The sequence below is a fragment of the Streptomyces sp. NPDC002577 genome (assembly GCF_053594815.1).
Map to the genome: position 1 here is coordinate 35907 of NZ_JBSFWK010000055.1, position 23448 is coordinate 59354.

A 23448-nucleotide genomic window follows, 5' to 3' on the forward strand; every position below is an offset into this window, starting at 1 on the left:
CCCGGCCCGTCCGGCGCCCGCCCTCAGTACCCTCAGCGCCCGCCTTCCCGGCCGCCCACGCACTCGCATCCCGAATCGATGCGCAGGAGCAGCCGCCCGGCATCGACCCCGGCCCGCCCCAGCACCTCGACCGCGCGGCACTCGGGGTCGGAGACCAGGGCCGCCAGGAGATCGACGCCGCACGCCTGTGACGCACCGCGGAGCCGAGCGCGCTCGCGGGCCGCGTCCATGGCGGCGGCCGCCGCGGGAGACCAGCCGGCACCCGCTACGACGGGCAGGGCACCCGAGTCCTCGACCGTGCTCTGCCATCTCAGTCCGTATCCGATGCTGCGCTGCACGAGATAGCCCAGCAGCCGCGCGACCTGCGCACCGCCTTCGAAGACCGCCCGCACGTCCGGGTCCGACTCCATGAGGGTGTGCAGCAGATGTGCGGTGTCGATCTGCCGGTCCCCGTCCCGTACCGCCCGCCGCCGCGCAGCCGCGACCACCGAGGCCAGCTCCACGCTGAGTCCGGCATCGGACTCGGCACGGATAGAGCCGCGGCCCACGGCCTGGAGGGGAATTCGAGGTTGCACATCTCCCACCTCATCAGCCTCTGCGCTCTACGGCATCCACGGCGGGAAGCATTTTTGCGTCCCACGCAGGTTGGGCAAACATGAGCGGGTTCTCATCCTTACGGAGGAGATCGCGCGGTTTTTTCCGGATGAGGAGCGCGTCGCCTTTGCCCGGACACCACGCGCGACACCGTGGCGCCGCATCCACATTTTCTGACTGTTCATCAGTATTGAATATTCAAGGCCCTGCGGCTACTTTCCGCGACACCGTTGCTGCGCCGGGCGCAGCGCACGACAAGATGGGGTGGTCGCATGGCCGAAGTCAGCGCGGAAGCACGGATCGAGGCGCCCGCCGAGAAGGTCTGGGCGCAGCTCACCGACTTCTCCTCCTACGGCGAGTGGAACGCCACGCACACGAGCTTCCCGAAAGGCGGCCCGGCCGTACTGGAGGTGGGCGGCACGTTCGAGGAGAACATGAAGCTGATGGGCTTCCCCGCCGAGGTGATCTGGACCATCGAGGAGCTGGAGACCGCCCGGACCTTGGCCATCCGGGGCAAGGGTCCGATGGCCGTCACCGTCTCCACGCGCTACTCGCTGACGCCCGACGGCGACGCCACGACGGTGCGCATCGACGGCGAGTTCACCGGCGCCGCCGTGTCGCTGATGGCCGGCAAGCTCAAGGACTCCGCAAGCGCCGCACTGAACGAGTCGCTGCGCAAGCTGGACGGGCTGGTCACCTGAGCCGAACCGGCACGGCACGGCACGGCACGGCACGGCACACCATCGGGCACGCGAAGGCGCCCCGCACTGCGAAGTGCGGGGCGCCGTCACGCCGTACGTCCGTCGTCAGCCCAGCGGGCGTCAGTCCTCGTCGGCCAGGATCAGGTACAGCTTCTTGCGGGCCTCATTGATCACGGAGAGCGCCTTTTCGCGCTGCTCCTTGGTGCCGGTCTTCCAGACCTGCCCGAACGCCTCCATCAGGCCGAAGCCGGCCTGCCGGATCTCGTGCAGCGCCTCCCAGTCGACCCCGCGCCCGGCCTCTTCCCAGGGCGCCTCGGGCACCTCGTCGGCCGCCTCGCGGCCGGACTCGGTGAGCGAGAACAGCTTCTTGCCGCCTTGGTCCGCACTGGCGATCAGGCCTTCGTCCTCGAGCAGCTGGAGCGTCGGGTACACCGACCCGGGGCTGGGCTTCCACACCCCTCCACTCCGCTCGCCGATCTCCCGGATCATCTCGTAGCCGTGCATCGGGCGGTCCTTGAGCAGGGCGAGGATCGACGCGCGTACGTCACCGCGCCGCGCCCTGCCCCTCGGACCTCCCGGTCCGCCTCGGCCACCGCGCCCGCCCCAGGGTCCACCCGGGCCGAAGCCGGGGCCGAAACCACCTGGGCCGAACGGGCCGAAGGCGGCCCGGCGGCCTTCGAAGCCGCCCCGACCCTGATGGCCGGGCCCGAACGGCCCCTTCCCGTGTCCATGTCCGTGTTCGTATCCATGGGAACGCATCGCAATCGCTCCTTCCATCGTTGATCGGTCGCGATGCGTCAACGATATATCGGGAACGCTCGGATGGCAATGCCTTCTCGCGCGATCCCCGACTGCCGCACGAAGGGGGCTGCCGCACAAAGGGGGCCAGGTTCCGGCGATTGGCCTTGGCCCCCGCCTCCAGGACGCCCCTAACGTCGCCCTCATGCGGATTCGAATCGTCGATGCCTTCACCGACCGGCCCTTCGCCGGCAACCCGGCCGGAGTCGTACTCCTGGAGGAGTTCCCGGACGCCGAGTCGCTGCAGCAGGTGGCCACCGAGGTCAACCACGCGGAGACCGCGTTCGCCCACCCGCTGCCCGAGGGCGGCGAGGCCGACTGGGCTCTGCGCTGGTTCACGCCCGCCACCGAGGTCGACCTGTGCGGCCATGCGACGCTGGCCACCGCCCATGTCCTGCACACCACCGGCGCCGCCGACGGCACGGTGCGCTTCGCCACGCGCAGCGGCGTCCTCGCCGCGACCGTACGCGCGGACGGCAGCATCACGCTGGACTTCCCGACCGCCCCGCTCACCCGGGTGGACATCCCCGAAGGAGTGCCGGCCGCCCTGGGTGCACAGCCCCTCTCCGCGTACGACACCGGCCCGCACACGGGCGATCTGCTCGTCGAGTTCGCCGACGAAAAGGCGGTCCTCGCGCTCGCCCCGGATCTGAAGGCCCTGGTCGAGCACTCGAAGCGCGGCATCATCGCGACCGCCCCCGCCGAAGACCCGGCCCGCGGCTACGACTTCGTCTCGCGCTGCTTCTTCCCCCGCGTCGGCATCGACGAGGACCCGGTCACCGGCAGTGCGCACACGGCGCTCGCGCCCTTCTGGTCCGGACGCCTGGGCCGTACCGAACTGACGGGCCTGCAGGCATCGGCCCGCTCCGGCCTGGTCCGCACGGAACTCCAGGGCGACCGCACGCTGCTGACCGGCCGCGCAGTCACGGTCATCGACGGGGAGCTCCTCGCCTGACAGCACTGTGGGGGCGTACGAGCAAGAGTTCGTACGCCCCCATCGCAGCACGTCATGCCGTCACGCGGTCACGCCGTGGGCAGCCACCCCACCTTCCCGGCCAGCAGCGCATACCCGACGAACGCCCCGATATCGAGCAGCGAATGGGCGACCACCAGCGGCCCCACCCGGCCCCACCGCCGGTACAGGAGCACGAAGACGACGCCCATCGCCATGTTGCCGACGAATCCGCCGACCCCCTGGTAGAGGTGGTACGAACCGCGCAGCACAGCGCTGCCCGCGAGCGCGGCGACCGGCGTCCACCCCAACCGATCCAGCCGGCGCAGCAGATAGCCGACCACGATCACTTCCTCCAGGACGGCGTTCTGGATCGCCGCCAGAACGAGCACGGGGTACTTCCACCACACGTCGGGCAGCGCCTCGGGCACCACTGTCAGGTTGAACCCCAGGCCGCGTGCCGCCAGGTAGAAGGCGATGCCCGTACTGCCGATCACCGCTGCGATCACGGCGCCGCGGCCCAGATCGGTCCACGGCCGGGAGCGATCGAAGCCGATCGTGCGCAACCCCGCGCCCTCCCGCAGCAGGAAGTGCGCTACCAGCAAGACGGGCACCAGTGCGGTCGCGATACCGAACAGCTGCCATGCGAGATCAAGCCATGGACGGCCCGGAGCCGCCGAGGCGTTCATCGTGGCCGCCTGGTCCTTCAGACCTCCCGGCTTGGTGACCGAACCGACAAAGCTGATCAGTGCGGACACCCCACTCGCACCGAGCGAAAGCCCCAGAACGAGAAGTGTCTCGTCCCGGAAGATCCGCCGTGAGAGCCGCTCCTCTGGATAAGAACCGGCCACCGGCCCTGCCTCCGCCTGCACTCCTGCCTCCAGTTGACTAATCCCGCCTCATCCCCACCGACGTCCCGCTAAGGTCTCGACAACAAGTACGAAGATCGTGCGCGACCGGCCGGGGGGACGGACGCTGTGGAACCGTGCCTTCCCCTTTTCCTTGCTCTACCGCTCAAGGCTTATCAAGGAGGGGCACCACCGCCATGGGACGTCACAGCTTGCCCGACGAGTATGGGACAGCCGACATCGAGTCCCCTCCTCGAGCCCGCCGCCGTGCCGTGGCCATCGCCACGGTCCTGGTACTGGCCGTCGCCGCGGGCACCGCGGGCGCGGTGCGCGGCGGCCTGCTGCCGTTCGGCGGCGCGTGCGACGACACCACGGTGCACCTCGACGTGGTCGCCTCCCCGGACGTCGCACCCGCCCTGCGCTCCGCCGCACGGTACGTCCGCGACAAGAACGTCACCTCGGACGGGAACTGCATGGACATCCGTGTGACCGCGCGCGAGGCGTACGAGGTGGCAGCAGCCCTGAAGAAGAACACGGACCAGCCGGACTACCAGGTGTGGGTTCCGGACTCCGACCTGTGGGTCGAGCGAGCCACCGACGGCGGGCGCACGTCCGTCACGACGACCGGCGACATCGCCTCGTCCCCGATCGGGGTGGCCATGGTCCCGTCGGCCGCCGAGTCGCTGGGCTTCCCGAAGAAGACGTACTCCTGGGCCGAACTGACGGGCGCGGCGATGCAGGACGACAAGCTGCGGCTCGGCGCCGCCGACCCGGCGCGCAGCGCGACCGGTCTGCTCGCGCTGACCGCACTGGGCGCGTCCGCGGAGCGGACCGGCCCCGACGGGGACACCCAGGTGGCCGCGATGGCGAAAGTGCTCTCGCAGCGCACGGCCGACAGCGACTCCCAGGCCCTGGAAACGCTGGCCCGCGACTCCTCGGGCACCGAGGAGGGCAATCCGCGCCGCAACCAGGCGCTGTTCCTCTCCGAGCAGGCCGCTTTCACGTACAACTCGTCGGCCGACGGCGGGGACGGCCTCGACCTCTTCTACCCCAAGGACGGGTCACCGCGGCTCGACTACCCCTTCACGATGGTCGACGAGACACGCCTGACCACGGACGAGAGCCGCGCGGCACTGCGCTTCATGACGCTGCTCGGCGAGGACGCCGGGCAGCGGATCCTGGCCGAGCACGGGTTCCGCACGGACGAGGACACGGTGTCGGCAGAACTCGTCACGGAGGCCGGCGGGCGCTCCCCGCAGCCCTACGCCGAGGCCGCCTCCGAAGACCCCGATGACAAGGATCTCCAGGAGACGCTGGGCATGTGGACGATCACGGTGCAGAGCGCCCGGCTCACCACCGTCGTCGACGCCTCCGGCTCCATGGCGGAGATCGTCCCGGGACACGGCCAGTCCCGTATGGAGGTGACGAAGGCGTCGCTGCTGCAGGCTCTCGCACAGTTCACGCCGGAGGACGAGATCGGCCTGTGGGAGTTCTCCACGCATCTCGACGGGGCCCGCGACTATCGCGAGCTGGTGCCGACCGCACGCCTCGGCGACAGCAAGGGGAACAGCACACAACGGGGCAGACTGTCCGCCGCCTTCGCCGGCCTGCAGCCCGTCCAAGGCGGGGCGACCGGCCTGTACGACACCACGCTCGCCGCGTACAAGGCGGCCACGGCCTCGTATGTGAGCGGCAAATTCAACGCCCTGGTGATCCTCACCGACGGCGTGAACCAGGACCCGGGCAGCATCTCCCGCTCCCAGCTGATCTCCAGGCTGCGCGAACTCGCCGACCCCAAGCGCCCCATACCGCTCATCGCGATCGCCGTGGGTCCCGAAGCGGACCAGAAGGAGCTGCAGGCGATCGCAGAGGCCACCGGCGGATCCGGCCACCGGGTCACCGATCCGTCGCAGATCCACGCTGTCATACTCAAGGCGATCATGGAGGCGGGCGCCCAGGACTGACTTCGGGGACTGCGTCCGGCCGGCGCATTACAGCCCGTCCGGGGGCACCTCCAAGCGGTAGCCGGGGGACGCCCAGGCGCGTGCCGTCACCCCGTCGGCACCGCCGCAGGCAACCCCACCGGCCACGTATGCACCGGCTCACCGGCGCGCATCAGCTCGCAGTAGCGCCGCGTGGTGGCGGCGAGCGCGGCGTCCCGGTCGAGGCCGCTCTCCAGCGCACGGTGGAACGTGGCCGCCTGCCAGGACGCGCCGTTGACCCGCCTGCGGCACCGCTCCTCGATCACGCCGAGGTAGAAGTCGCGGTCGGCGGGCTCGACGCCCCACGCGTCGAGGCCCGCGGCGGCGAGCGGCAACAGCTCGTCGCGTACGAGGGCCACCGCCGGCACCTCGGCCGTCCCGCCGCGCCGACCGGGGCGCGGCCACTGCAGCTGCGCCTCGATGCCATGGCGGCATGCCGTCTCGAAGTTGTCGGCCGCGGCCTCGAACGGCATCCGGGTCCACACGGGCCGCGCGTCCGAGGCGAGTGCCCGTACGACGCCGTAGTAGAAGGCGGCGTTGGCGACGACGTCGGTGACGGTGGGTCCGGCAGGCAGCACGCGGTTCTCCACGCGCAGATGGGGGACGCCGTCCGCGATGCCGTACACCGGCCGGTTCCAGCGGTAGACGGTGCCGTTGTGCAGCACGAGCTCGGCAAGGCGCGGCACCCCGCCCTCGTCCAGGACGCTCAACGGATCCTCCCCGTCGGGGAGGGGGAGCAGCGCGGGGAAGTACTTCAGGTTCTCCTCGAAGAGTTCGTACGCGTCGTTGATCCACCGCTCCCCGAACCAGGTGCGCGGCCGCACCCCCTGCGCCTGCAGCTCGGGCGGCCGCGTGTCGGTGGACTGGAGGAACAGCGGGACCCGGGACTCCCGCCACAGCTCACGCCCGAACAGGAACGGAGAGTTCGCACACACGGCGATCTGCACCGCGGCGACGGCCTGCGCGGCGTTCCACACGTCCGCGAATCGCTGGGGTGTGACCTGCAGATGGAGCTGCACGGAGGTACAGGCAGCCTCCGGCGCTATGGACGCCGAGGTGCACACGAGATGTTCCACGCCCTCGATGTCGAGGGCGAAATCCTCTCCGCGGGCCGCCACGATCTGCTGGTTGAGCAGCATGTAGCGATCGACGTCCGAGAGGTTTCCGGAAACCAGGTGATGGCGCCCGAGAGTCGGCAGAATGCCGATCAGCGCGATCCCCGCATCGACCTCGTTCGCTTTGCGATCGGCATATGCGAGTGCCGTCCGCAGCTCCTCGGCGAGCCGGTCGAGAACGCGGTTCTCCAATCGGTGTGGCGCTATGTTCACTTCCAGATTGAACATTCCCAGTTCGGTCTGGAAATCGCGACTGGCGATGCGCTTCAACACTTCTGCATTCATCATTCTCGGCAGGCCATCGGCCCCGACGAGATTCAGCTCGATCTCCAGACCCATCAGGTTCCTGGGTCGATCGAAGCGCTTCTCTTCCAGGAGGCGCGCCAGCCCCGCCAGGCACTGCCGGAGCTTCCTCCGGTACTCGTGCCGATCGGCCAGGTCGAACGCGGCTGCCTCGACCTTCTCCCCCATCGAAGCGTCCCTCCTCGGACGGGCAGCCGACGGACCGGCCGCAGTGTCACCGGGGATGATGCCCAGGCAATTGATCGATAACGCCCCTTGACCGGCCCATGACCCGGTACGCTCTGCGCGGATGTCCCGCGGCACATTCACGGGGCATGTCACACTCTGCAGATACCGCTCGTAGTTGTCTGGTGAAATAGCCGACGAGTTTCAGCCGTCCGCTTCCACCGGAGAATGCGAGGTCAGGGACTTGACTACCCAGAGAATCGGGACGAACACCTCTTTAGAGCGGCCTAAATCGGCCTTGCCTGCAATACGGTGGACGGCTAGGCGAAACACTGCGTGAACAACCGTCGTATAAACTCCGCTGGCGAGGCAGAGAGTTGGCGCTTGGCCGATGCCCCCGCCCCCTCTGACCCCGCGAGCTCACAGCGATGTCTGCACCTTCCCCTGGTCCCACCATGCCTGTCGGATGAGAGGCGACCCACCATGCCGCTGCATGTTCCCCCGGCTCCCGCGCCCGCACTTCGCAGCGTCCTCACGGCACTCGGTTCCCCCACCGCGGTCCGCGAGGCCCACACCCCGTCCCTGCGCTCCGTCGAGGGACCCGTCACACCCGAACTGCCCCTGCCCGTACACGTACTGGACCGGGACACCCCGGCCGGTTCCTCACCCACCACCACCCTCACCGGCTGGCGGTTTCTGATCCGCGCGGGCGACCGCGCGGTGGCCGCTGCCGAGACGAGGCTGACACCCGACGGATGGGCCTTCTCGCACTTCTTCGAGGGCCCCTACATCGCCGCCACCGAGCTGGCACTGCGCCAGGCCGAGGTCATGGCCACGCCGTACCAGCCCCGACTGCTGTCGGTGCCCGAGCTGTACATGCTCACCCTGTGGCTGCACGGCGACTGCACGGCGGACGGTGCCGTAGGCAATCCGGCCGCGACGGACGTCCTGGTGCCGATCGCGCCCGCACCGCCCGGCATCGCCGCACACCGCCCGCACCTCGTCGCGGACCTGCTGCCCGTGGTGACCCACCGGCTGAACCGGACTCCCCTGGTCGGCCAGCCGGCCGGGCCGGCCCACCCGACAGAGCCGGCCCAGCCGGCCGCCTGAAGAGCGTCCACCTCGTGCGCCCCGCTGCCGTGGTAGTCCGGCCGCGGGGCGCACGCATGCCCACCGACCCATCCGGACTAGTCCCGTGGGACCACGGCGAACCGCCCGAAGGGAGAGTGCAGTTGGGGTGAACCGTCCGCACGGGTGATGCGTCATCAACCTGTGAGGAGAGGTGCTGCCAAATCCCTGCGGATTCTCGCCCGTGGGGCAACACTGGTTCCGGACCGAACTGAACGGGGGGCGGCCATGAACGAGGCATCGAGCCGCAGGACAGACATCACATCGCAGCGAAAGAACCCATCCATGTGCCAGCACCAGCCACCGTGCCCGACAGCAGACTCCGCCGACCGCGAGGCCGCGGTCCCCGTGGCGCACCACCCGGAGCAGGGATGGAGCCTGCTCTGCAACGGCGTCCTGCTCTTCGAGGACACCGGTGAGCTGCTGCCGGACGGCCGGATCATCGCCCCGCACCGCCCGCTGGGCACGGGCCAGGTGGTCAGGGCCGCCTGAGCGGTACGCACACCGTCGAGGGCGGCAGGTCAGGGACCGTCCGGACATATGAGGGGCCGGCCCGGAGACATCTCCGAACCGGCCCCGACGCATGCCGCACGGCCGTCCCCGGCACGCGGCACGAGCTGCCACGAACCGGTCAGGACGCGTCGCGTCAGTCCTCGTACGCGTCCAGCGGCGGGCAGGAGCAGACCAGGTTCCGGTCGCCGTAGGCCTGGTCGATGCGGCGCACCGGCGGCCAGTACTTGGCGGCGGCCGAGACGCCCGCCGGGAAGACGGCCTCCTCGCGGGAGTACGCGTGCTCCCACTCACCGGCCAGCGCACCCGCGGTGTGCGGTGCGTTCGCGAGCGGGTTGTCGTCCGCGGGCCACTCCCCCGCCCCGACCTTCTCGATCTCCGCGTGGATGGCGATCATCGCCTCGCAGAACCGGTCGAGCTCGCCGAGGTCCTCGCTCTCGGTCGGCTCGATCATCAGCGTCCCGGCCACCGGGAACGACATCGTCGGCGCGTGGAAGCCGTAGTCGATGAGGCGCTTGGCCACGTCGTCGACGGTCACGCCGGTCGCCTTGGTCAGCGGCCGCAGATCGATGATGCACTCGTGTGCGACGAGCCCGCCGGGGCCCGTGTAGAGCACCGGGTAGTGCGGCTCGAGCCGCTTGGCGACGTAGTTGGCGGACAGCACGGCGACCTGCGTCGCACGCTTCAGCCCCTCGCCGCCCATGAGCCGCACGTACGCCCAGGAGATGGGCAGGATTCCGGCGGAACCCCAGGGGGCGGCGGAGATCGGGCCGACACCGGTCGCAGGGCCCGCCGCTGGCTGCAGCGGGTGGTTCGGCAGATACGGGGCGAGGTGCGCCCGGACGCCGACGGGGCCGACACCGGGGCCGCCGCCGCCGTGCGGGATGCAGAACGTCTTGTGCAGGTTCAGGTGCGACACGTCGCCACCGAAGTGGCCCGGCTTGGCGAGGCCCACCAGCGCGTTCAGGTTCGCGCCGTCCACGTACACCTGACCGCCCGCGTCGTGCACGGCCGCGCAGATGTCGGCGACGTGCTCCTCGAACACACCGTGCGTCGACGGGTACGTAATCATGAGTACGGACAGCTCGTCGCGGTACTGCTCGATCTTGGCGCGCAGGTCCTCGACGTCGATCTCGCCGTCGTCCGCGGTCTTCACGACCACGACCTTCATGCCCGCCATGACCGCGCTCGCGGCGTTGGTGCCGTGCGCCGACGACGGGATGAGGCAGACCGTGCGCTGGTCGTCGCCGTTGGCCCGGTGGTAGCCGCGTACGGCCAGCAGACCGGCGAGCTCACCCTGCGAACCGGCATTCGGCTGCAGCGACACCTTGTCGTAGCCGGTGACCTCCGCGAGCCGCTCCTCCAGCTCCGTGATGAGCGTGAGGTACCCCTGTGCCTGGTCGGCCGGCGCGAAGGGGTGCAGCTGGCCGAACTCGGGCCAGGTGATCGGCTCCATCTCCGTGGTCGCGTTGAGCTTCATCGTGCAGGAGCCCAGCGGGATCATGCCGCGGTCGAGCGCGTAGTCGCGGTCGGCGAGCCTGCGCAGGTAGCGCAGCATCGCGGTCTCCGAGCGGTGCTGGTGGAACACCGGATGCGTGAGGAAGTCGTCGGTGCGCAGCAGCGACTCGGGCAGCGCCTCGGCGGCCGTCGCGTCCAGCGCCTCGATGTCCGCCTCGACGCCGAAGGCCGTCCAGACGGCGCCCAGCTGCGCACGCGTGGTGGTCTCGTCGCAGGCGATGCCCACGTGGTCGGCGTCGACCAGACGTACGTTGACCCCGCGCTCACGGGCCGCGGAGACGATCTCGGCCGCCTTGCCCGGAACCCGGGCGGTCAGCGTGTCGAAGTACGCGCCGTGCACGACCTCGACTCCGCCGGCCCGCAGGCCCTCGGCGAGGATCGTGGCGTACCGGTGGGTCCGCTGCGCGATCGCCTTCAGGCCGTCCGAGCCGTGGTAGACGGCGTACATGCCCGCCATCACGGCGAGGAGCACCTGCGCGGTGCAGATGTTGCTGGTGGCCTTCTCGCGGCGGATGTGCTGCTCGCGGGTCTGCAGCGCGAGGCGGTACGCCTTGTTGCCGTCGGCGTCGACGGAGACGCCGACCAGACGGCCGGGCAGGTTGCGGGCGAACTTCTCGTGGACCGCCATGTAGCCGGCGTGCGGGCCGCCGAAGCCCATCGGCACACCGAACCGCTGGGTGGTGCCGACGGCGATGTCGGCTCCCAGCTCGCCCGGCGAGGTCAGCAGGGTGAGGGCCAGCAGATCGGCGGCGACGGTGACGATCGCACCGAGCTCGTGCGCCTGGTCGATGACGGGCTTGAGGTCGCGCACGGCACCCGATGCACCCGGGTACTGCAGGAGCACACCCACGACCCCGCGCCCGGCGACGTCGGCCGGGATGCCGTCGGACAGGTCGGCGACAACCACCTCGACGCCGGTCGGCTCGGCGCGCGTCTCGATCACGGCGATGGTCTGCGGCAGCGCGTCGGCGTCGACGAGGAAGACGCCGTTCTTCACCTTGCCGACACGGCGGGAGAGCGCCATGGCCTCGGCCGCCGCCGTGCCCTCGTCGAGCAGCGAGGCACCCGAGGTGGGCAGCCCGGTCAGCTCGGCCACCGTCGTCTGGAAGTTCAGCAGCGCCTCGAGGCGGCCCTGCGAGATCTCCGGCTGGTACGGCGTGTAGGCGGTGTACCAGGCAGGGTTCTCCATGACGTTGCGCAGGATCACCGGCGGGGTGAACGTGCCGTAGTAGCCGAGACCGATCATCGAGTCGAGGACCTGGTTGCGAGCGGCGAGCGAGCGCAGCTCGGCCAGCACCTCGGCCTCGGTCCGCGCACCGGGCAGCTCCAGCGCATCGGCGCTCTTGATCACATCCGGTACGGCGGCGGCGGTGAGCTCGTCGAGCGAGCCGTACCCGATCTGGGCGAGCATCTTGGCCCGTTCCCCGGCATCGGGCCCGATGTGCCGCTGCTCGAAGGGGATCCCCTGCTCCAGCTGGGAGAGCGGAATGCGGTTGGCGGTCATGTGCGGAGGCCTCCTGGTCTGACGCGACCTTCGTGGGCACCACGCGCGGGTGCCCGGACGGCCTCCCCCTCTGTCATCTCAACCTGAGAGTTTCACCGGCACGCACATGTCGCCCGGTTTTCACCGTCGGTGAGAGCGGAAGCCGTCGACGCCCGCCCTGCTTTCCAGAGTGACCTCTTCCGTGCGGTACAGGGGCCTGAGAGATTCCGGGGAGGATTTGCTCCTTCGGCGCCTCCGATCAGGACCGGAGGACTCTCCCGCACGGGGTCAGCAGCCGGTGTCAGCCTACCAGCGAGGGCCCGGCACGGGGCCTCGCCCATGACCTCGCTCCGGGTCCCGTCGGATGCGACACCCGGCGTCTCGAGTGGCCGCCTTGCCCAATGTGCTCTTTCGTAGTGCTTACGGATGAGTTGCGAGCAGCTGGAGGGCCCGTGCAGACCGACATCGATCCGCGCACTCTGATAGGTCGCAAGGCGTTCGACCGCGACGGACACAAGATCGGCACCGTCGACGAGGTCTATCTCGACGACGCGACCGGGATCCCGGAGTGGGCGGCCATCCGCACGGGCCTGTTCAGCAGGGACGCCTTCGTGCCCCTGGAGCCGAGCGAGCTGGTCGAGGGCACCTTGCGGATCCCCTTCGAACGCGCCCTCATCAAGGACGCCCCCGACTTCGGCGTGGGCCGCCATCTCTCCCCCGAACAGGAACTGCAGCTGTACCACCACTACGGCCTGGACGTCTCGGAACCGGGTGCCGCCCCGCCCCCTGACCGCGACTTCGGGCGCCTCGCGGATTCGGAGGACACCTGAGCCACCTCGACTCCCGGTCCGGCTTGCGGGCTCCCGCGACCCGCAGATTCCGGCTCAGCCGGTCTGTCACGCTCTCCGCCCGCGATCCCGTACTCGCCGCCCTCGCCCGACACTCCTGGTCCCGGGACAAGCGGCAGAGGCTCGGTCGGCTCCAGGTCCGGATCGTCGGTCCTGAACGTTCGTACGCGTCCCGGCGGGGAGCCGGGCGTCTCGAAGCGGACGGTCACCCGCCCCAGGCCGCTCCCCTGCACCCAACCCGCGCCGTACTCGGCATGCCGTACGTCGCGACCCGCCATCCAGTGCCGCTCGGCCGGCGCCCGCTCTTCCCCTTCGGGCGGCTGCGCCGCGTCCTCGTGCTCCGCTTCCTCTGCACGCTCCCCGGCCGCCTGGGCGAACAGATCCTCCTGTGTGAAGTCGGCGAGCCCGCTCACGCCGACCCCGAGCAGCCGCACTCCACCGGTGGTGTCCACGGCCTCGAGCAGCCGCCCCGCGGCCTCCCGGACCACGGCAGGGTCGTCCGTGGGGCCGCGGAGGGTCTCGGACCGGGTCAGCGTCGAGAAGTCGTACCGCCGCACCTTGAGGACCACCGTCCGGCCGGACCGCCCGGCACCCCGCAGCCGCTGCACGCACCGGTCCGCGAGCCGCTGCACCTCCAGGCGGATCCGCACCCGTTCATGGATGTCCACGTCGTACGTGTCCTCGACCGACACCGACTTGGCGTCCCGCTCGGCCACCACGGGCCGCTCGTCCCGCGCCAGCGCCATCGCGTACAGGGCAGCCCCGTGCGCCTTGCCCAGCAGCCGTACGAGCTCGTCCTCCCCTGCCTCGGCGATCTCCTCGACCGTGGTGATCCCGGCCCGCCGCAGATGGTCGCCGGTGGCCGGCCCGACGCCCGGCAGCACCCGCACCGACATAGGACCGAGCAGGGCCCGTTCCGTGCCCGGCCGTATCAGCACGAGGCCGTCCGGCTTGGCCTCCTCGGAGGCGATCTTGGCGACCATCTTCGACGCGGCGAGGCCCACGGACCCGGTCAGCCCCGTGAGCGCCTTGATGTCCGCACGCAACCGCTCTCCGGTGGCCCGCGCGGAGTCCTCGTCCCAGCCCGTGCCGCCTGCCTCCAGGTCCACGAAGGCCTCGTCCAGACTGAGCGGTTCGACCAGCGGCGACAGCTGGTGCAGCAGCCCCATCACCTGCTCGCTGATCTCCCGGTACAGCCCGAAGCGGGGCACGAGATACGCGGCGTTGGGCGCGAGCCTGCGTGCCTGGCCCATGGGCATCGCGGAGTGCACCCCGAACGCACGGGCTTCGTACGAGGCGGTGGCGACGACTCCGCGGGGCCCCAGCCCGCCCACCACCACGGCCTTTCCGCGCAGGCTCGGCTTCGCCGCCTGCTCCGCGGAGGCGTAGAAGGCATCCATGTCCAGATGCAGGATGGTGGGCGCGGTTCTCACACCACCGATGCTGCCTCACGCCACTGACAATGCCCCGGTTCGACAATGGCCGCGGTCTGACAATGCCGCGGCTCACGGACGATGACCGGCCCTTCGGGCCCGACCGGGCGGCGCTCACACAGCGCGGTTGCGGCGCCTTGCGAGCTCGTCGGCGGGGTGGTGTCCGACGAGCGTCTCGCCGGTGTCGATGCGCTCGCCGTGCAGCTGTGACAGGGCGCTCTCGACGTCCCGCCACACCACGCCCACGGCGATCCCGAAGATGCCCTGCCCGCCCTGCAGCAGATCGTGGACCTCGTCGGGCGACGAACATTCGTAGACCGTCGCGCCGTCGCTCATCAGCGTCATGCGCTCCAGGTCGCGGAACCCGCGCTCCCGCAGATGCTGCACCGCGGTGCGGATGTTCTGCAGGGACACACCGGTGTCGAGAAACCGCTTCACGATCTTCAGGACGACGACGTCCCGGAAGCTGTAGAGCCGCTGGCTGCCCGAGCCGTATGCCGGCCGCACGCTCGGCTCGACGAGGCCCGTGCGCGCCCAGTAGTCCAGCTGCCGATAGGTGATGCCGGCTGCCGCGCAGGCCGTAGGACCGCGGTAGCCAATCTGTTCGACCGCTACGCCGCCGTTACCCAACACCGTTTCCCGCCGTTTCGGAGTGTGGTCGGCCGTGCTGCTGTGGAGCGGATACGCCTCCACCGGTCCCCGTCCGGGGCCACCCCCAGTCGTACCGTCGCCGCTGCTTCTCACGCCGACCTCCGTCCTTGACCCGCCTTCTCGACGGTAGGCAGTCACCAGGGGTGCGTCAACGATCGCCACACTCGGCACGCCGAGTGATAATCACCCTACGAGTGGTTTCCTTTACCTCACCGCGGGGAAAGGCTAGCCGAATGTGCCGACAGCGGCCGCCGGTCACCCACCGCTCGTGACCCCCCTTCCGGGCCGGCCATGATCGGCACCGGACGGCTGCGGGCCGCGGTGGGCACGCGTCTCACTGGCTGTTGGTTCCGAAGTCCTCGGGCGAGATCTGGTCGAGGAACTCGCGGAACTTCTCCACCTCGTCCTCCTGCTCGTCCGGGATCGCGATCCCCGCGTCGTCCAGCACCCCGTCGCTGCCGTAGATCGGCGTCCCGGTGCGCAACGCCAGCGCTATCGCGTCGGAGGGCCGGGCACTGACCTCAACTCCGCTCGCGAACACCAGCTCCGCGTAGAACACGCCCTCGCGCAGGTCCGTGATGCGCACTTCGCTGAGTTCCTGGCCGACCGCGTCGAGCACGTCCTTGAACAGATCGTGGGTCAGCGGTCGCGCGGGCGCCATGCCCTGCTGGGCGAAGGCGATCGCGGTCGCCTCCCCCGGGCCGATCCAGATGGGGAGGTACCGATCGCCTCCCACTTCACGCAGCAGCACGATCGGTTGGTTGGAGGGCATTTCGACCCGGACACCTACGACGTCGAGCTCGTTCACACAGCAACCCTAGGCCGTGCCCGGCACCTTTGGGTAGTCGAGCACTCCACAGGCGCCGTTCGAGCTTGTACGAAATCAGGGGAGGCGCACGCCCAGCGCCGTCTGCACGAGCGCCGCATGCAGCTTCACGGTAAGCCCCGCGAGCTCCCTGGCACGGGCCTCCGCATGGGCCCTGGTCTGCGGGTTACGGTGTCGCCGCAACGGAGCCACGACCTGGTCGACCAGCCCCGCGTCCCGCTCTGCGGCGGCTTTCATCGCGCGCAGATGGCGCGGCTCGATTCCGAAACCGCCGAGTTCCACGACAAGGGCTGCGACCGTCACCGCCTCCGCGTCGTACCCGCCGTCGGGCAGCGGAGCGACGAGCCCGTAGGACTCCCACTCCGCCAGCTGCTCCTCGTCGATCTCGGCGGCCGCAAGAAGCTCGGCCCGGCCCACGCGGGCGGCGGTAGGGATTCCGGCGGAACTCTCGCCCTCGGTTCCCTCGCGCGGCCTGCCCACGGAAGGCAGCTGCACGGGCTCACCGCGCTCCAGGGCGTCCAGATGCTCGCGGATCACCCGCAGCGGCAGATAGTGGTCCCGCTGCATCCGCAGGACGTGGCCGAGCCGCTCGACGTCCTCAGGGCTGAACTTGCGATAGCCCGACGGGGTCCGCTGCGGCTCGATGAGGCCTTCCGACTCCAGAAAGCGGATCTTGGAGATCGTGACCTCGGGGAACTCGTCGCGCAGCACGTTCAGCACGGTGCCGATGCTCATCAGCCGACTCTCCGCTGCGGCGGTGCCGCTCCCGGCACCGCCGCTCGGTGTTTGCAGCATGGACCTTCCTGACAGGTCAGATGCCCCGCTGGCTTGCGTAGAAGACCAGCCGGTACTTGCCGATCTGCACCTCGTCGCCGTTCGACAGGACGACCGAGTCGATCCGCTCCCGGTTGACGTACGTGCCGTTGAGGCTGCCCACGTCGGCAACCGTGAACGAGCCGTCCACTCCGCGGCGGAACTCCACGTGGCGGCGCGACACGGTGACGTCGTCCAGGAAGATGTCGCTCTGCGGGTGCCGGCCGGCCGTCGTCAGCTCACCGTCCAGCAGGAAGCGGCTGCCCGAGTTCGGTCCCCGCCGGACGACCAGCAGCGCCGAGCCGAGCGGAAGCGCGTCGACCGCCGCCTGGGCCTCGGGAGACAGCATCGGCGACGGAGTCTGACCGGTGACCTCGGCGTCGTAGGCCTCGATACCGGAAATGGAGATCGTCGAGGTCGTCTCGGAGGAGCGCTCCACCAATCCGGCCCGGAGGGGGGCGCCGCAGTTGGAGCAGAATCGGCTGGCCTCGGCGTTCCGGTTCCCGCACCTCGTACATACCAAGGCCGACATGGACGGATCCTCCTGCCGCGGCTGCCCCGCAGGGGCATGGGGTGCATACGGGCCGGGGACAAACCCTCCACCCGCACTTGAGGTTGACGGTTCCCCGAAACCTATGCGCCCCGATGCGCCAGGGTCAACAGAAGACGCGCCCTGATTGCCCGAAATGTCACCACCCGGACCAGCGACCTGATCGCGGAACAAGGGGCGCTCGGCACCCTGCCCCTCGACCTCCCCATGGCTTGGTGCACGGTGCCGGGCGGTGGCACTGCCACCGTCCTGGCGCGCGCTCTTGCCGAACAACTTCGCAAACAACTTCACGGGCGATTCCCCTTGACTGAAACAGACCCGCCCGTGGGGCAGGACGAACCCTGACTGCACTCACCGGCCGACCCGGACATCTTCACAACGTCCGTAACCATCAGACAGTTTCCACCACGCACCACCAGTCCTGTGCGCCGACCCCCCGCAACCTCCTGCCCTCCCACGGCACCCCCCATGCACCTGGGCTTCACCGAGAGGACGACCGAGCGTAGTCAGGCCGCTTCGCGGGCCGCAAGGCGTCCACGACGATCTTCTGCGCGCGCGTCACCGTCACGGTGGCCTGCTCCTTTTCCAGCGTCTGCACCACCCCACCGGGGATGTTGAGCGCCGGCTCGAGGTCCTGCGGATTGCCGATGACCTTGAAACGATAGGGCTGGGTGATCTTGTTCCCGTCGACGCTCACACCGCCGCCGTCCGCATCGGCGAGGTAGGTGCCGGCGACCACCCGGACGTCGTTGATCTGGATGGCCTCGGCCCCGGCCGCGCGTAGCTCCTGGATGGCGTCGAGCAGCATGTCGGCCTCGATCGTCCCCTTCCCGTCTCCTACGGTCAGCGTGATCCCGGGGCCCTGCGCCGCCACCGTGCCCGCCAGAATGCCGAGTTGGCGTTCCTTCTCGACAGTCTGCTTGCGGGCCTCCTCGGCCTGGTCCGAGCTGGTCTCCAGCTCGGTGCGCTGGTCCTCGAGACGCTGCTTCTCATCCTCAAGACGGTGCGTACGGTCATCGAGTTCATCGAGGATGCGTACGAGATCTTCCTGGCGTGCGCCGCGCAGCGCGCTGTTGTCGCTGTTGGAGCGGACCTGGATGGCCAGTCCGAGACCGAGTACGAACAACAGGAGGGCGACGATCAGTTGGGCACGGCTGACCCGCGGCGGCCACAGGCTCTTCGCCAGCCGCTGTCGTCCGGTCGGCGAAGGCTCCGGCGTCTCGTCCTCGGCGGACGTCTCGGGTGTGTCGGAGGGTTCCACAGGGGCCTGAGAGTTGGCCGATGCCTTGCCGACCGCCTCCTTGGGGGTCCCATCAGCCTCCTGCGCCTCGCAAGCCCCAGAAGCCTCATCGGCCTCCAGAACCTCACCCGGTAGTTCCTTGCGCAGCTGCGACTCCGGCGTCCTGTCCTCGCTCATCGGCCTCACGCCCGGAACACGTGCCGACGGATCGCGGCAGCGTTGGAGAAGATACGGATGCCGAGGACGACGACGACGCCCGTGGAGAGCTGCGAGCCGACACCCAACTTGTCGCCGAGGAACACGATCAGCGCGGCGACCACGACGTTCGACAGGAACGACACCACGAAGACCTTGTCGTCGAAGATCCCGTCGAGCATCGCCCGCAGGCCTCCGAACACGGCGTCGAGCGCCGCGACCACGGCGATCGGAAGATACGGCTCAACCACCGCCGGAACCTCGGGACGGACCAGCAGTCCGACCACGACTCCCACGACGAGGCCCAGTACGGCGATCACGATGTGCCCTTCCCTGCCTTCGGTTCTGCTGTTCGTACGATCACACTCGGTGCGGCGGGCAGCCGGACGTCGTCCTCGACGGAGACGCTGGTCCGGATCCCGAAGTTCTCCTGTAGCGCATGCAGATACTGGCCGTCGACACTGTCGTGGAACCGGGTGCTCAGCCGGCTGCCGTCCCCCACCACCAGGACCGTGTACGGCGGGGCCAGCGGCTTGTTGTCGACCAGGATCGCTTCACCCGCGGCCCGGATCGCGGACAGCGCCGTGAGCCGCTGCCCGTTGATCGCCACGGCCTCGGCGCCCGCCTGCCACAGGCCGTTGACCACCCGCTGCATGTCGCGGTCCCGCACCCGCCCCGTGTCGGAGAACCCCGAGGTCTCCCGCGGCCCGCCTCCTGCCGATGAGTCTGCTTCCTTGGCGTCGTCGACCACCAGCTTCAGGCCCGGGCCGTGCACCGCGGTCGCCCCCGAGAGGAGTCCGACCAGTTCGCCCTGGTCGCCCCCGTGCGTCTGCAGGGCCTCCCGCTGCCGTCGGCTCACGTCGTCGCGCAGGCTGTCGACACTGCTCTCGAGCTTGTCGGCCGCGGACGTCTCCTGCTCGATGCGGTCGATGAGCTCCTCGCGCTCCTTGGCCACGACGGGAGCGGCCACCCGGGCCTGGGCGGCGCCCACGGTCACCACGAGCGCTGCGAGCACCAGACCCAGGGCGAGCCCCAGCTTCGCACGCAGGGTGCGGGGCATACGGCCGTCGCCCGTCGCGCTCCTCCGGGCCGCCGCCTCGGCGTAGCCGTCGTCGAGGCTGTGGTCCATGACGTTGGTGAGCAGCGACATGGAGGCGTCCGGCCGCGACGGGCGCGCGGGTGTGCTCCGAATGGGGGGCTGCTGCGGCATGCCGCACATCGTCGCACGCCGGTGGCGCTACCTCCGAACGGCCCCACCGGTGTGCCGGACAGCACCCCGTACGGGCGCTGTCCGGCACACACGTCGATCAGCGGCCGGCGCTGTCCACGACGGCCGACCACTCGTCGAGAAGTGCCTGCGCGGACGCGTCGTCGGGCCCTTCCGCCCACAGGTGCGTGACGGCCTCGGCCGGGTCGGGGAGCACCATCACCCAGCGGCCGTCCGGCTCGACGACGCGTACGCCGTCGGTCGTGTCCACGGACCGGTCGCCGGCCTCCTCCACCACACGCCGCATGACGAGGCCCTTGACGGCCCACGGCGTGGCCAGGTCCCGGCGCAGCACGTGCGCCCGCGGAATCCGCGCGTCGATCTGGCTGAGCGTGAGCTGCGTACGCGCCACAAGCCCGATCAGCCGTACGAAGGCGGCCGTGCCGTCGAAGACGCTGGCGAACTCCGGCACGATGAAGCCGCCACGCCCGTCGCCACCGAAGATCGTGCCGTCCTCGGCCCCGACGCGGGTGAGGTCGTCCGGCGACGTCGTGGTCCATGCGACCTGCGTCCCGTGGTACGCCGCGACCTGCTCGGCGATACGCGTGGTGGTCACCGGAAGCGCGACGCGCCCACTGCGCCGTTCCGCAGCGACCAGATCCAGCATGACGAGCAGCGCCCGGTCGTCCTCGACGATGCGGCCCTTCTCGTCGACGAGCGACAGCCGCTCGCCCACCGGGTCGAACCGCACACCGAAGGCGGCACGCGCCGAAGCGACGATCTCGCCGAGCCGGACCAGCCCGGACCTCCGCGCCTCGGCGGTCTCGGTGGGCCTGGCCTCGTCAAGCCCGGGATTGATGGTCAGCGAGTCCACGCCGAGCTTCCCGAGGAGGCTGGGCAGGACGAGTCCGGCACTGCCGTTCGACGCGTCGACGACGACCTTGAGCCCCGACTCGGCGATCCCCGTGGTGTCGACGTTCCGGAGCAGCGAACCCGTGTACGAGTCGAAGACGCTCGACGGGAAGTGCAGGTCCCCGATCTCTCCGGGGAATGCACGCCGGTACTCCTGGCGCGCGAAGACCCGGTCCAGCTTCCGCTGGCCGGCCGCTGAGAGGTCGGCCCCCCGACCGTCGAAGAACATGATGTCGACGGAGTCCGGCACCCCGGGCGTCGTCCTGATCATGATGCCGCCCGCACTGCCTCGCGCCGTCTGCTGGCGGGCCACGGGCAGCGGGACGTTCTCCAGGTCCCGTACCTCGATGGCGCTGGCCTGCAACGCAGAGATGACCGCCCTCTTGAGCGCTCGGGCACCTCGGGAGTGGTCTCGGGCGGTGGTCACCGTCGAGCCCTTTTTGAGGGTCGTCGCATAGGCCCCGGCCAGCCGCACGGCGAGCTCCGGGGTGATCTCCACATTGAGGATGCCGGAGACACCTCGCGCACCGAACAGATGCGCCTGACCGCGGGACTCCCAGATCACTGACGTGTTGACGAACGCGCCGGCCTCGATGGTCTTGAACGGGTAGACCCGCACGTTGCCCTGCACGATCGATTCCTCACCGATGAGGCACTCGTCGCCGATGACGGCACCGTCCTCGATCCGCGCCGCGCGCATGATGTCGGTGTTCTTGCCGATCACGCAGCCCCGCAGATTGCTCTGCTGCCCGACGTAGACGTTGTCGTGGACGACGGCCCTGTGCAGGAAGGCACCGCTCTTCACGACGACGTTGGAGCCCACGACGGTGTGCTCTCGGATCTCCGCCCCGGCCTCGACCTTGGCGTAGTCGCCGATGTACAGCGGCCCGCGGAGCGCGGCGTCGGGATGCACTTCGGCACCCTCGGCGACCCATACTCCGGGCGAGATCTCGAAACCGTCGATGTCGACGTCGACCTTGCCCTCGAGCACGTCGGCCTGGGCCTTGACGTAGCTTTCGTGCGTGCCGACGTCCTCCCAGTACCCCTCCGCGACATACCCGTAGACCGGCTTGCCTTCCTTCATGAGCTGGGGGAAGACATCGCCGGACCAGTCGACCGGTACGTCCGCCTCTACGTAGTCGAACACCTCGGGTTCCATCACGTAGATACCCGTGTTCACCGTGTCCGAGAAGACCTGGCCCCACGTCGGCTTCTCGAGGAAGCGCTCGACCTTGCCGCTCTCGTCGAGAATGGTGATGCCGAACTCCAGCGGGTTCGGGACGCGAGTCAGGCATACGGTGACGAGCGCACCCTTTTCCTTGTGGAAATTGATGAGCTCGGTGAGGTCGAAGTCGGTCAGTGCATCACCGGAAATCACCAGGAACGCGTCGTCCTTCAGCGCTTCCTCGGCGTTCTTCACACTCCCGGCTGTACCGAGTGGCTTCTCCTCGTTCGCATAGGTGAGCTCCATGCCGAGCTCTTCACCGTCTCCGAAATAGTTCTTGACGAGCGACGCCAAGAACTGAACGGTAACCACGGTCTCGGTAAGGCCATGCTTCTTGAGCAGTCGAAGCACATGCTCCATGATCGGGCGATTCACCACGGGCAGGAGCGGCTTGGGCATGCTCGAGGTCATCGGGCGAAGACGTGTGCCTTCACCACCGGCCATCACGACGGCCTTCATGTCGGAAGCGTCCTCCTTGAAGAGACGACGGTCTAGCCGACTGCACCCGTCCGTATTGGCCCGCATATGTCAGGTACGGGCCATCAAGCCTTCTACGGCCGCCTTGCTGGCGAGCTCAATCGGCTACGGCGTCCGCCCTGATTAGTCGGCGGACCTGAACCACGTAGAGGATCCCTGCCCACCAGTACAGCGTTGTACCCCACCCTGCGAACGCCCATCCGAAAATAGCAGCGAGTGAGGAGATCCAGCTACTTCCGTCACTGAGAAGAAGTAGCGGGAAGGCATACATCAGGTTGAAGGTTGCGGCCTTGCCCAGGAAGTTGACCTGCGGCGGCGGATAGCCATGCCGCCTGAGGATGCCCACCATCACCAGCAGAACCAGCTCTCGCGCCAGAAGTACAGCAGTCAACCAGATCGGGAGAATCTCCCGCCAGGTAAGACCGACCAGCGTCGACAGAATGTAGAGCCGGTCGGCCGCGGGATCGAGTAGCCGGCCGAGGCTGCTGATCTGATTCCAGCGCCGCGCGAGTTTGCCATCCAGATAGTCGCTCACACCGCTGAACGCCAGAACGAGCAGCGCCCAGTCGTCGCTCTTGGGGCCGCCGAACTCCGGCCTGAGGATCAACCACAGGAAGAGGGGCACCCCGACGAGACGCGCCATGCTGAGGATGTTCGGGATGGTGAGGACCCGGTTCGTCTGGACGCGGGTCTCCTGGACCTCCACCCGGGGGCCTCCTGTGGGAACGTGCCTACGATGCCCCCTGACTTTACCTTCACCCTTCGTCCGGCTGTACAGAGGGGTATCGAACAGAACGAACAGGGAAACTCATGAGGCCTGAGGAAATACGGAAACACAGCTAGCCCCTGTACCGGTAAACCGGTACAGGGGCTAGCTCCAAATTTGTTCGGCGGCGTCCTACTCTCCCACAGGGTCCCCCCTGCAGTACCATCGGCGCTGTGAGGCTTAGCTTCCGGGTTCGGAATGTAACCGG

General features: G+C 69.2%; 21 protein-coding genes, 1 rRNA gene and 1 riboswitch. Of the genes, 6 read left to right on the forward strand and 16 right to left on the reverse strand.

The annotated features are described in order from the left end of the window. Positions 1–32: 32 nt before the first annotated feature. Positions 33–548: a Clp protease N-terminal domain-containing protein gene (locus ACWD4J_RS38690; protein ID WP_451400232.1), complete on the reverse strand. Its 516-nt coding sequence runs from the start codon at positions 546–548 to the stop codon at positions 33–35. Positions 549–866: 318 nt separating this feature from the next. On the opposite strand from ACWD4J_RS38690, the gene ACWD4J_RS38695 reads away from it, so the two are divergent. Further along, complete coding sequence (locus tag ACWD4J_RS38695) at positions 867–1295, forward strand: type II toxin-antitoxin system Rv0910 family toxin (RefSeq protein WP_451400233.1); 429 nt, start codon at positions 867–869, stop codon at positions 1293–1295. A 120-nt stretch (positions 1296–1415) separates the two neighbouring features. On the opposite strand, the gene ACWD4J_RS38700 is transcribed toward ACWD4J_RS38695, so the two are convergent. Further along, positions 1416–2054 carry a PadR family transcriptional regulator gene (locus ACWD4J_RS38700; RefSeq protein ID WP_451400234.1) on the reverse strand — a complete coding sequence of 213 codons (639 nt, stop codon included), beginning with the start codon at positions 2052–2054 and terminating at the stop codon, positions 1416–1418. A gap of 184 nt (positions 2055–2238) precedes the next feature. Between ACWD4J_RS38700 and ACWD4J_RS38705 the strand changes: the two genes are divergently transcribed. Beyond that, positions 2239–3048, forward strand: a complete 810-nt coding sequence (locus ACWD4J_RS38705) for a PhzF family phenazine biosynthesis protein (protein ID WP_451400235.1) — start codon at positions 2239–2241, stop codon at positions 3046–3048. Between the two features lie 68 nt (positions 3049–3116). Here ACWD4J_RS38705 and ACWD4J_RS38710 read toward each other — a convergent pair whose 3' ends face one another. Further along, complete coding sequence (locus ACWD4J_RS38710) at positions 3117–3917, reverse strand: CPBP family intramembrane glutamic endopeptidase (RefSeq protein ID WP_451400236.1); 801 nt, start codon at positions 3915–3917, stop codon at positions 3117–3119. Positions 3918–4090: 173 nt separating this feature from the next. Here ACWD4J_RS38710 and ACWD4J_RS38715 point away from each other — a divergent pair, with 173 nt between their 5' ends. Next, positions 4091–5857 (forward strand): substrate-binding and VWA domain-containing protein, encoded by a 1767-nt coding sequence (locus tag ACWD4J_RS38715; protein WP_451400237.1) that lies wholly within the window; start codon positions 4091–4093, stop codon positions 5855–5857. 86 nt (positions 5858–5943) lie between these two features. Here ACWD4J_RS38715 and ACWD4J_RS38720 read toward each other — a convergent pair whose 3' ends face one another. Next, positions 5944–7461 carry a glutamate--cysteine ligase gene (locus ACWD4J_RS38720; RefSeq protein WP_451400238.1) on the reverse strand — a complete coding sequence of 506 codons (1518 nt, stop codon included), beginning with the start codon at positions 7459–7461 and terminating at the stop codon, positions 5944–5946. A 480-nt stretch (positions 7462–7941) separates the two neighbouring features. Between ACWD4J_RS38720 and ACWD4J_RS38725 the strand changes: the two genes are divergently transcribed. Both ACWD4J_RS38725 and ACWD4J_RS38730 read left to right on the forward strand, forming a co-directional pair. Then, a complete protein-coding gene (locus ACWD4J_RS38725) occupies positions 7942–8568 on the forward strand; it encodes a hypothetical protein (RefSeq protein ID WP_451400239.1) in 627 nt (208 codons plus the stop codon). Positions 8569–8871: 303 nt separating this feature from the next. Continuing rightward, on the forward strand, positions 8872–9078 hold the full coding sequence (locus tag ACWD4J_RS38730; protein ID WP_451400240.1) for a DUF5999 family protein: 207 nt from the start codon (positions 8872–8874) through the stop codon (positions 9076–9078). A 154-nt stretch (positions 9079–9232) separates the two neighbouring features. On the opposite strand, the gene gcvP is transcribed toward ACWD4J_RS38730, so the two are convergent. Further along, the gene (gene gcvP / locus ACWD4J_RS38735; protein WP_451400241.1) at positions 9233–12118 is read right to left on the reverse strand and encodes an aminomethyl-transferring glycine dehydrogenase; all 2886 of its coding nucleotides are present in this window, start codon (positions 12116–12118) and stop codon (positions 9233–9235) included. A gap of 174 nt (positions 12119–12292) precedes the next feature. Next, a riboswitch (glycine riboswitch) is annotated at positions 12293–12388 on the reverse strand. 161 nt (positions 12389–12549) lie between these two features. On the opposite strand from gcvP, the gene ACWD4J_RS38740 reads away from it, so the two are divergent. After that, complete coding sequence (locus tag ACWD4J_RS38740; protein ID WP_451400242.1) at positions 12550–12927, forward strand: PRC-barrel domain-containing protein; 378 nt, start codon at positions 12550–12552, stop codon at positions 12925–12927. Here the strand turns inward: ACWD4J_RS38740 and ACWD4J_RS38745 are convergent. The 11 genes from ACWD4J_RS38745 to rrf form a co-directional block, all read right to left on the reverse strand. Continuing rightward, positions 12843–14378 (reverse strand): DNA polymerase IV, encoded by a 1536-nt coding sequence (locus ACWD4J_RS38745; protein WP_451400243.1) that lies wholly within the window; start codon positions 14376–14378, stop codon positions 12843–12845. The two genes, ACWD4J_RS38740 and ACWD4J_RS38745, sit on opposite strands and share 85 nt — an antisense overlap. Positions 14379–14492: 114 nt before the next feature. After that, positions 14493–15122 (reverse strand): MerR family transcriptional regulator, encoded by a 630-nt coding sequence (locus ACWD4J_RS38750; protein WP_451400244.1) that lies wholly within the window; start codon positions 15120–15122, stop codon positions 14493–14495. Positions 15123–15363: 241 nt separating this feature from the next. Next, on the reverse strand, positions 15364–15837 hold the full coding sequence (locus ACWD4J_RS38755) for a bifunctional nuclease family protein (protein WP_067272821.1): 474 nt from the start codon (positions 15835–15837) through the stop codon (positions 15364–15366). Between the two features lie 75 nt (positions 15838–15912). After that, positions 15913–16650, reverse strand: coding sequence for a transcriptional regulator FtsR (gene ftsR / locus ACWD4J_RS38760; protein WP_451400245.1), 738 nt, complete (start codon positions 16648–16650; stop codon positions 15913–15915). A 16-nt stretch (positions 16651–16666) separates the two neighbouring features. Further along, positions 16667–17569: an FHA domain-containing protein gene (locus ACWD4J_RS38765; RefSeq protein WP_451400246.1), complete on the reverse strand. Its 903-nt coding sequence runs from the start codon at positions 17567–17569 to the stop codon at positions 16667–16669. A 130-nt stretch (positions 17570–17699) separates the two neighbouring features. After that, positions 17700–18635, reverse strand: coding sequence for a DUF881 domain-containing protein (locus tag ACWD4J_RS38770; RefSeq protein WP_451400247.1), 936 nt, complete (start codon positions 18633–18635; stop codon positions 17700–17702). A 5-nt stretch (positions 18636–18640) separates the two neighbouring features. After that, positions 18641–18973 (reverse strand): small basic family protein, encoded by a 333-nt coding sequence (locus ACWD4J_RS38775; RefSeq protein ID WP_067272827.1) that lies wholly within the window; start codon positions 18971–18973, stop codon positions 18641–18643. Continuing rightward, entirely contained in the window at positions 18970–19872 is a 903-nt protein-coding gene (locus tag ACWD4J_RS38780) for a DUF881 domain-containing protein (RefSeq protein ID WP_451400248.1), read from the reverse strand. The genes ACWD4J_RS38775 and ACWD4J_RS38780 overlap by 4 nt, the downstream gene beginning before the upstream one ends. Before the next feature lie 88 nt (positions 19873–19960). Next, positions 19961–22456, reverse strand: a complete 2496-nt coding sequence (locus tag ACWD4J_RS38785; protein ID WP_451400249.1) for a sugar phosphate nucleotidyltransferase — start codon at positions 22454–22456, stop codon at positions 19961–19963. 115 nt (positions 22457–22571) lie between these two features. Continuing rightward, entirely contained in the window at positions 22572–23180 is a 609-nt protein-coding gene (locus ACWD4J_RS38790; RefSeq protein ID WP_451400250.1) for a CDP-alcohol phosphatidyltransferase family protein, read from the reverse strand. A 179-nt stretch (positions 23181–23359) separates the two neighbouring features. Continuing rightward, positions 23360–23448, reverse strand: a 5S ribosomal RNA gene (rrf, locus tag ACWD4J_RS38795); the annotation flags it as partial.

Bases quoted from the DNA above. Each gene is read 5' to 3' on its own strand.
- ACWD4J_RS38695 (WP_451400233.1), top strand. From the start codon at position 867: ATGGCCGAAGTCAGCGCGGAAGCACGGATCGAGGCGCCCGCCGAGAAG.
- ACWD4J_RS38700 (WP_451400234.1), bottom strand. From the start codon at position 2,054: ATGCGTTCCCATGGATACGAACACGGACATGGACACGGGAAGGGGCCG.
- ACWD4J_RS38705 (WP_451400235.1), top strand. From the start codon at position 2,239: ATGCGGATTCGAATCGTCGATGCCTTCACCGACCGGCCCTTCGCCGGC.
- ACWD4J_RS38715 (WP_451400237.1), top strand. From the start codon at position 4,091: ATGGGACGTCACAGCTTGCCCGACGAGTATGGGACAGCCGACATCGAG.
- ACWD4J_RS38720 (WP_451400238.1), bottom strand. From the start codon at position 7,461: ATGGGGGAGAAGGTCGAGGCAGCCGCGTTCGACCTGGCCGATCGGCAC.
- ACWD4J_RS38725 (WP_451400239.1), top strand. From the start codon at position 7,942: ATGCCGCTGCATGTTCCCCCGGCTCCCGCGCCCGCACTTCGCAGCGTC.
- ACWD4J_RS38730 (WP_451400240.1), top strand. From the start codon at position 8,872: ATGTGCCAGCACCAGCCACCGTGCCCGACAGCAGACTCCGCCGACCGC.
- gcvP (WP_451400241.1), bottom strand. From the start codon at position 12,118: ATGACCGCCAACCGCATTCCGCTCTCCCAGCTGGAGCAGGGGATCCCC.
- ftsR (WP_451400245.1), bottom strand. From the start codon at position 16,650: ATGCTGCAAACACCGAGCGGCGGTGCCGGGAGCGGCACCGCCGCAGCG.
- ACWD4J_RS38770 (WP_451400247.1), bottom strand. From the start codon at position 18,635: ATGAGCGAGGACAGGACGCCGGAGTCGCAGCTGCGCAAGGAACTACCG.
- ACWD4J_RS38780 (WP_451400248.1), bottom strand. From the start codon at position 19,872: ATGTGCGGCATGCCGCAGCAGCCCCCCATTCGGAGCACACCCGCGCGC.
- ACWD4J_RS38785 (WP_451400249.1), bottom strand. From the start codon at position 22,456: ATGAAGGCCGTCGTGATGGCCGGTGGTGAAGGCACACGTCTTCGCCCG.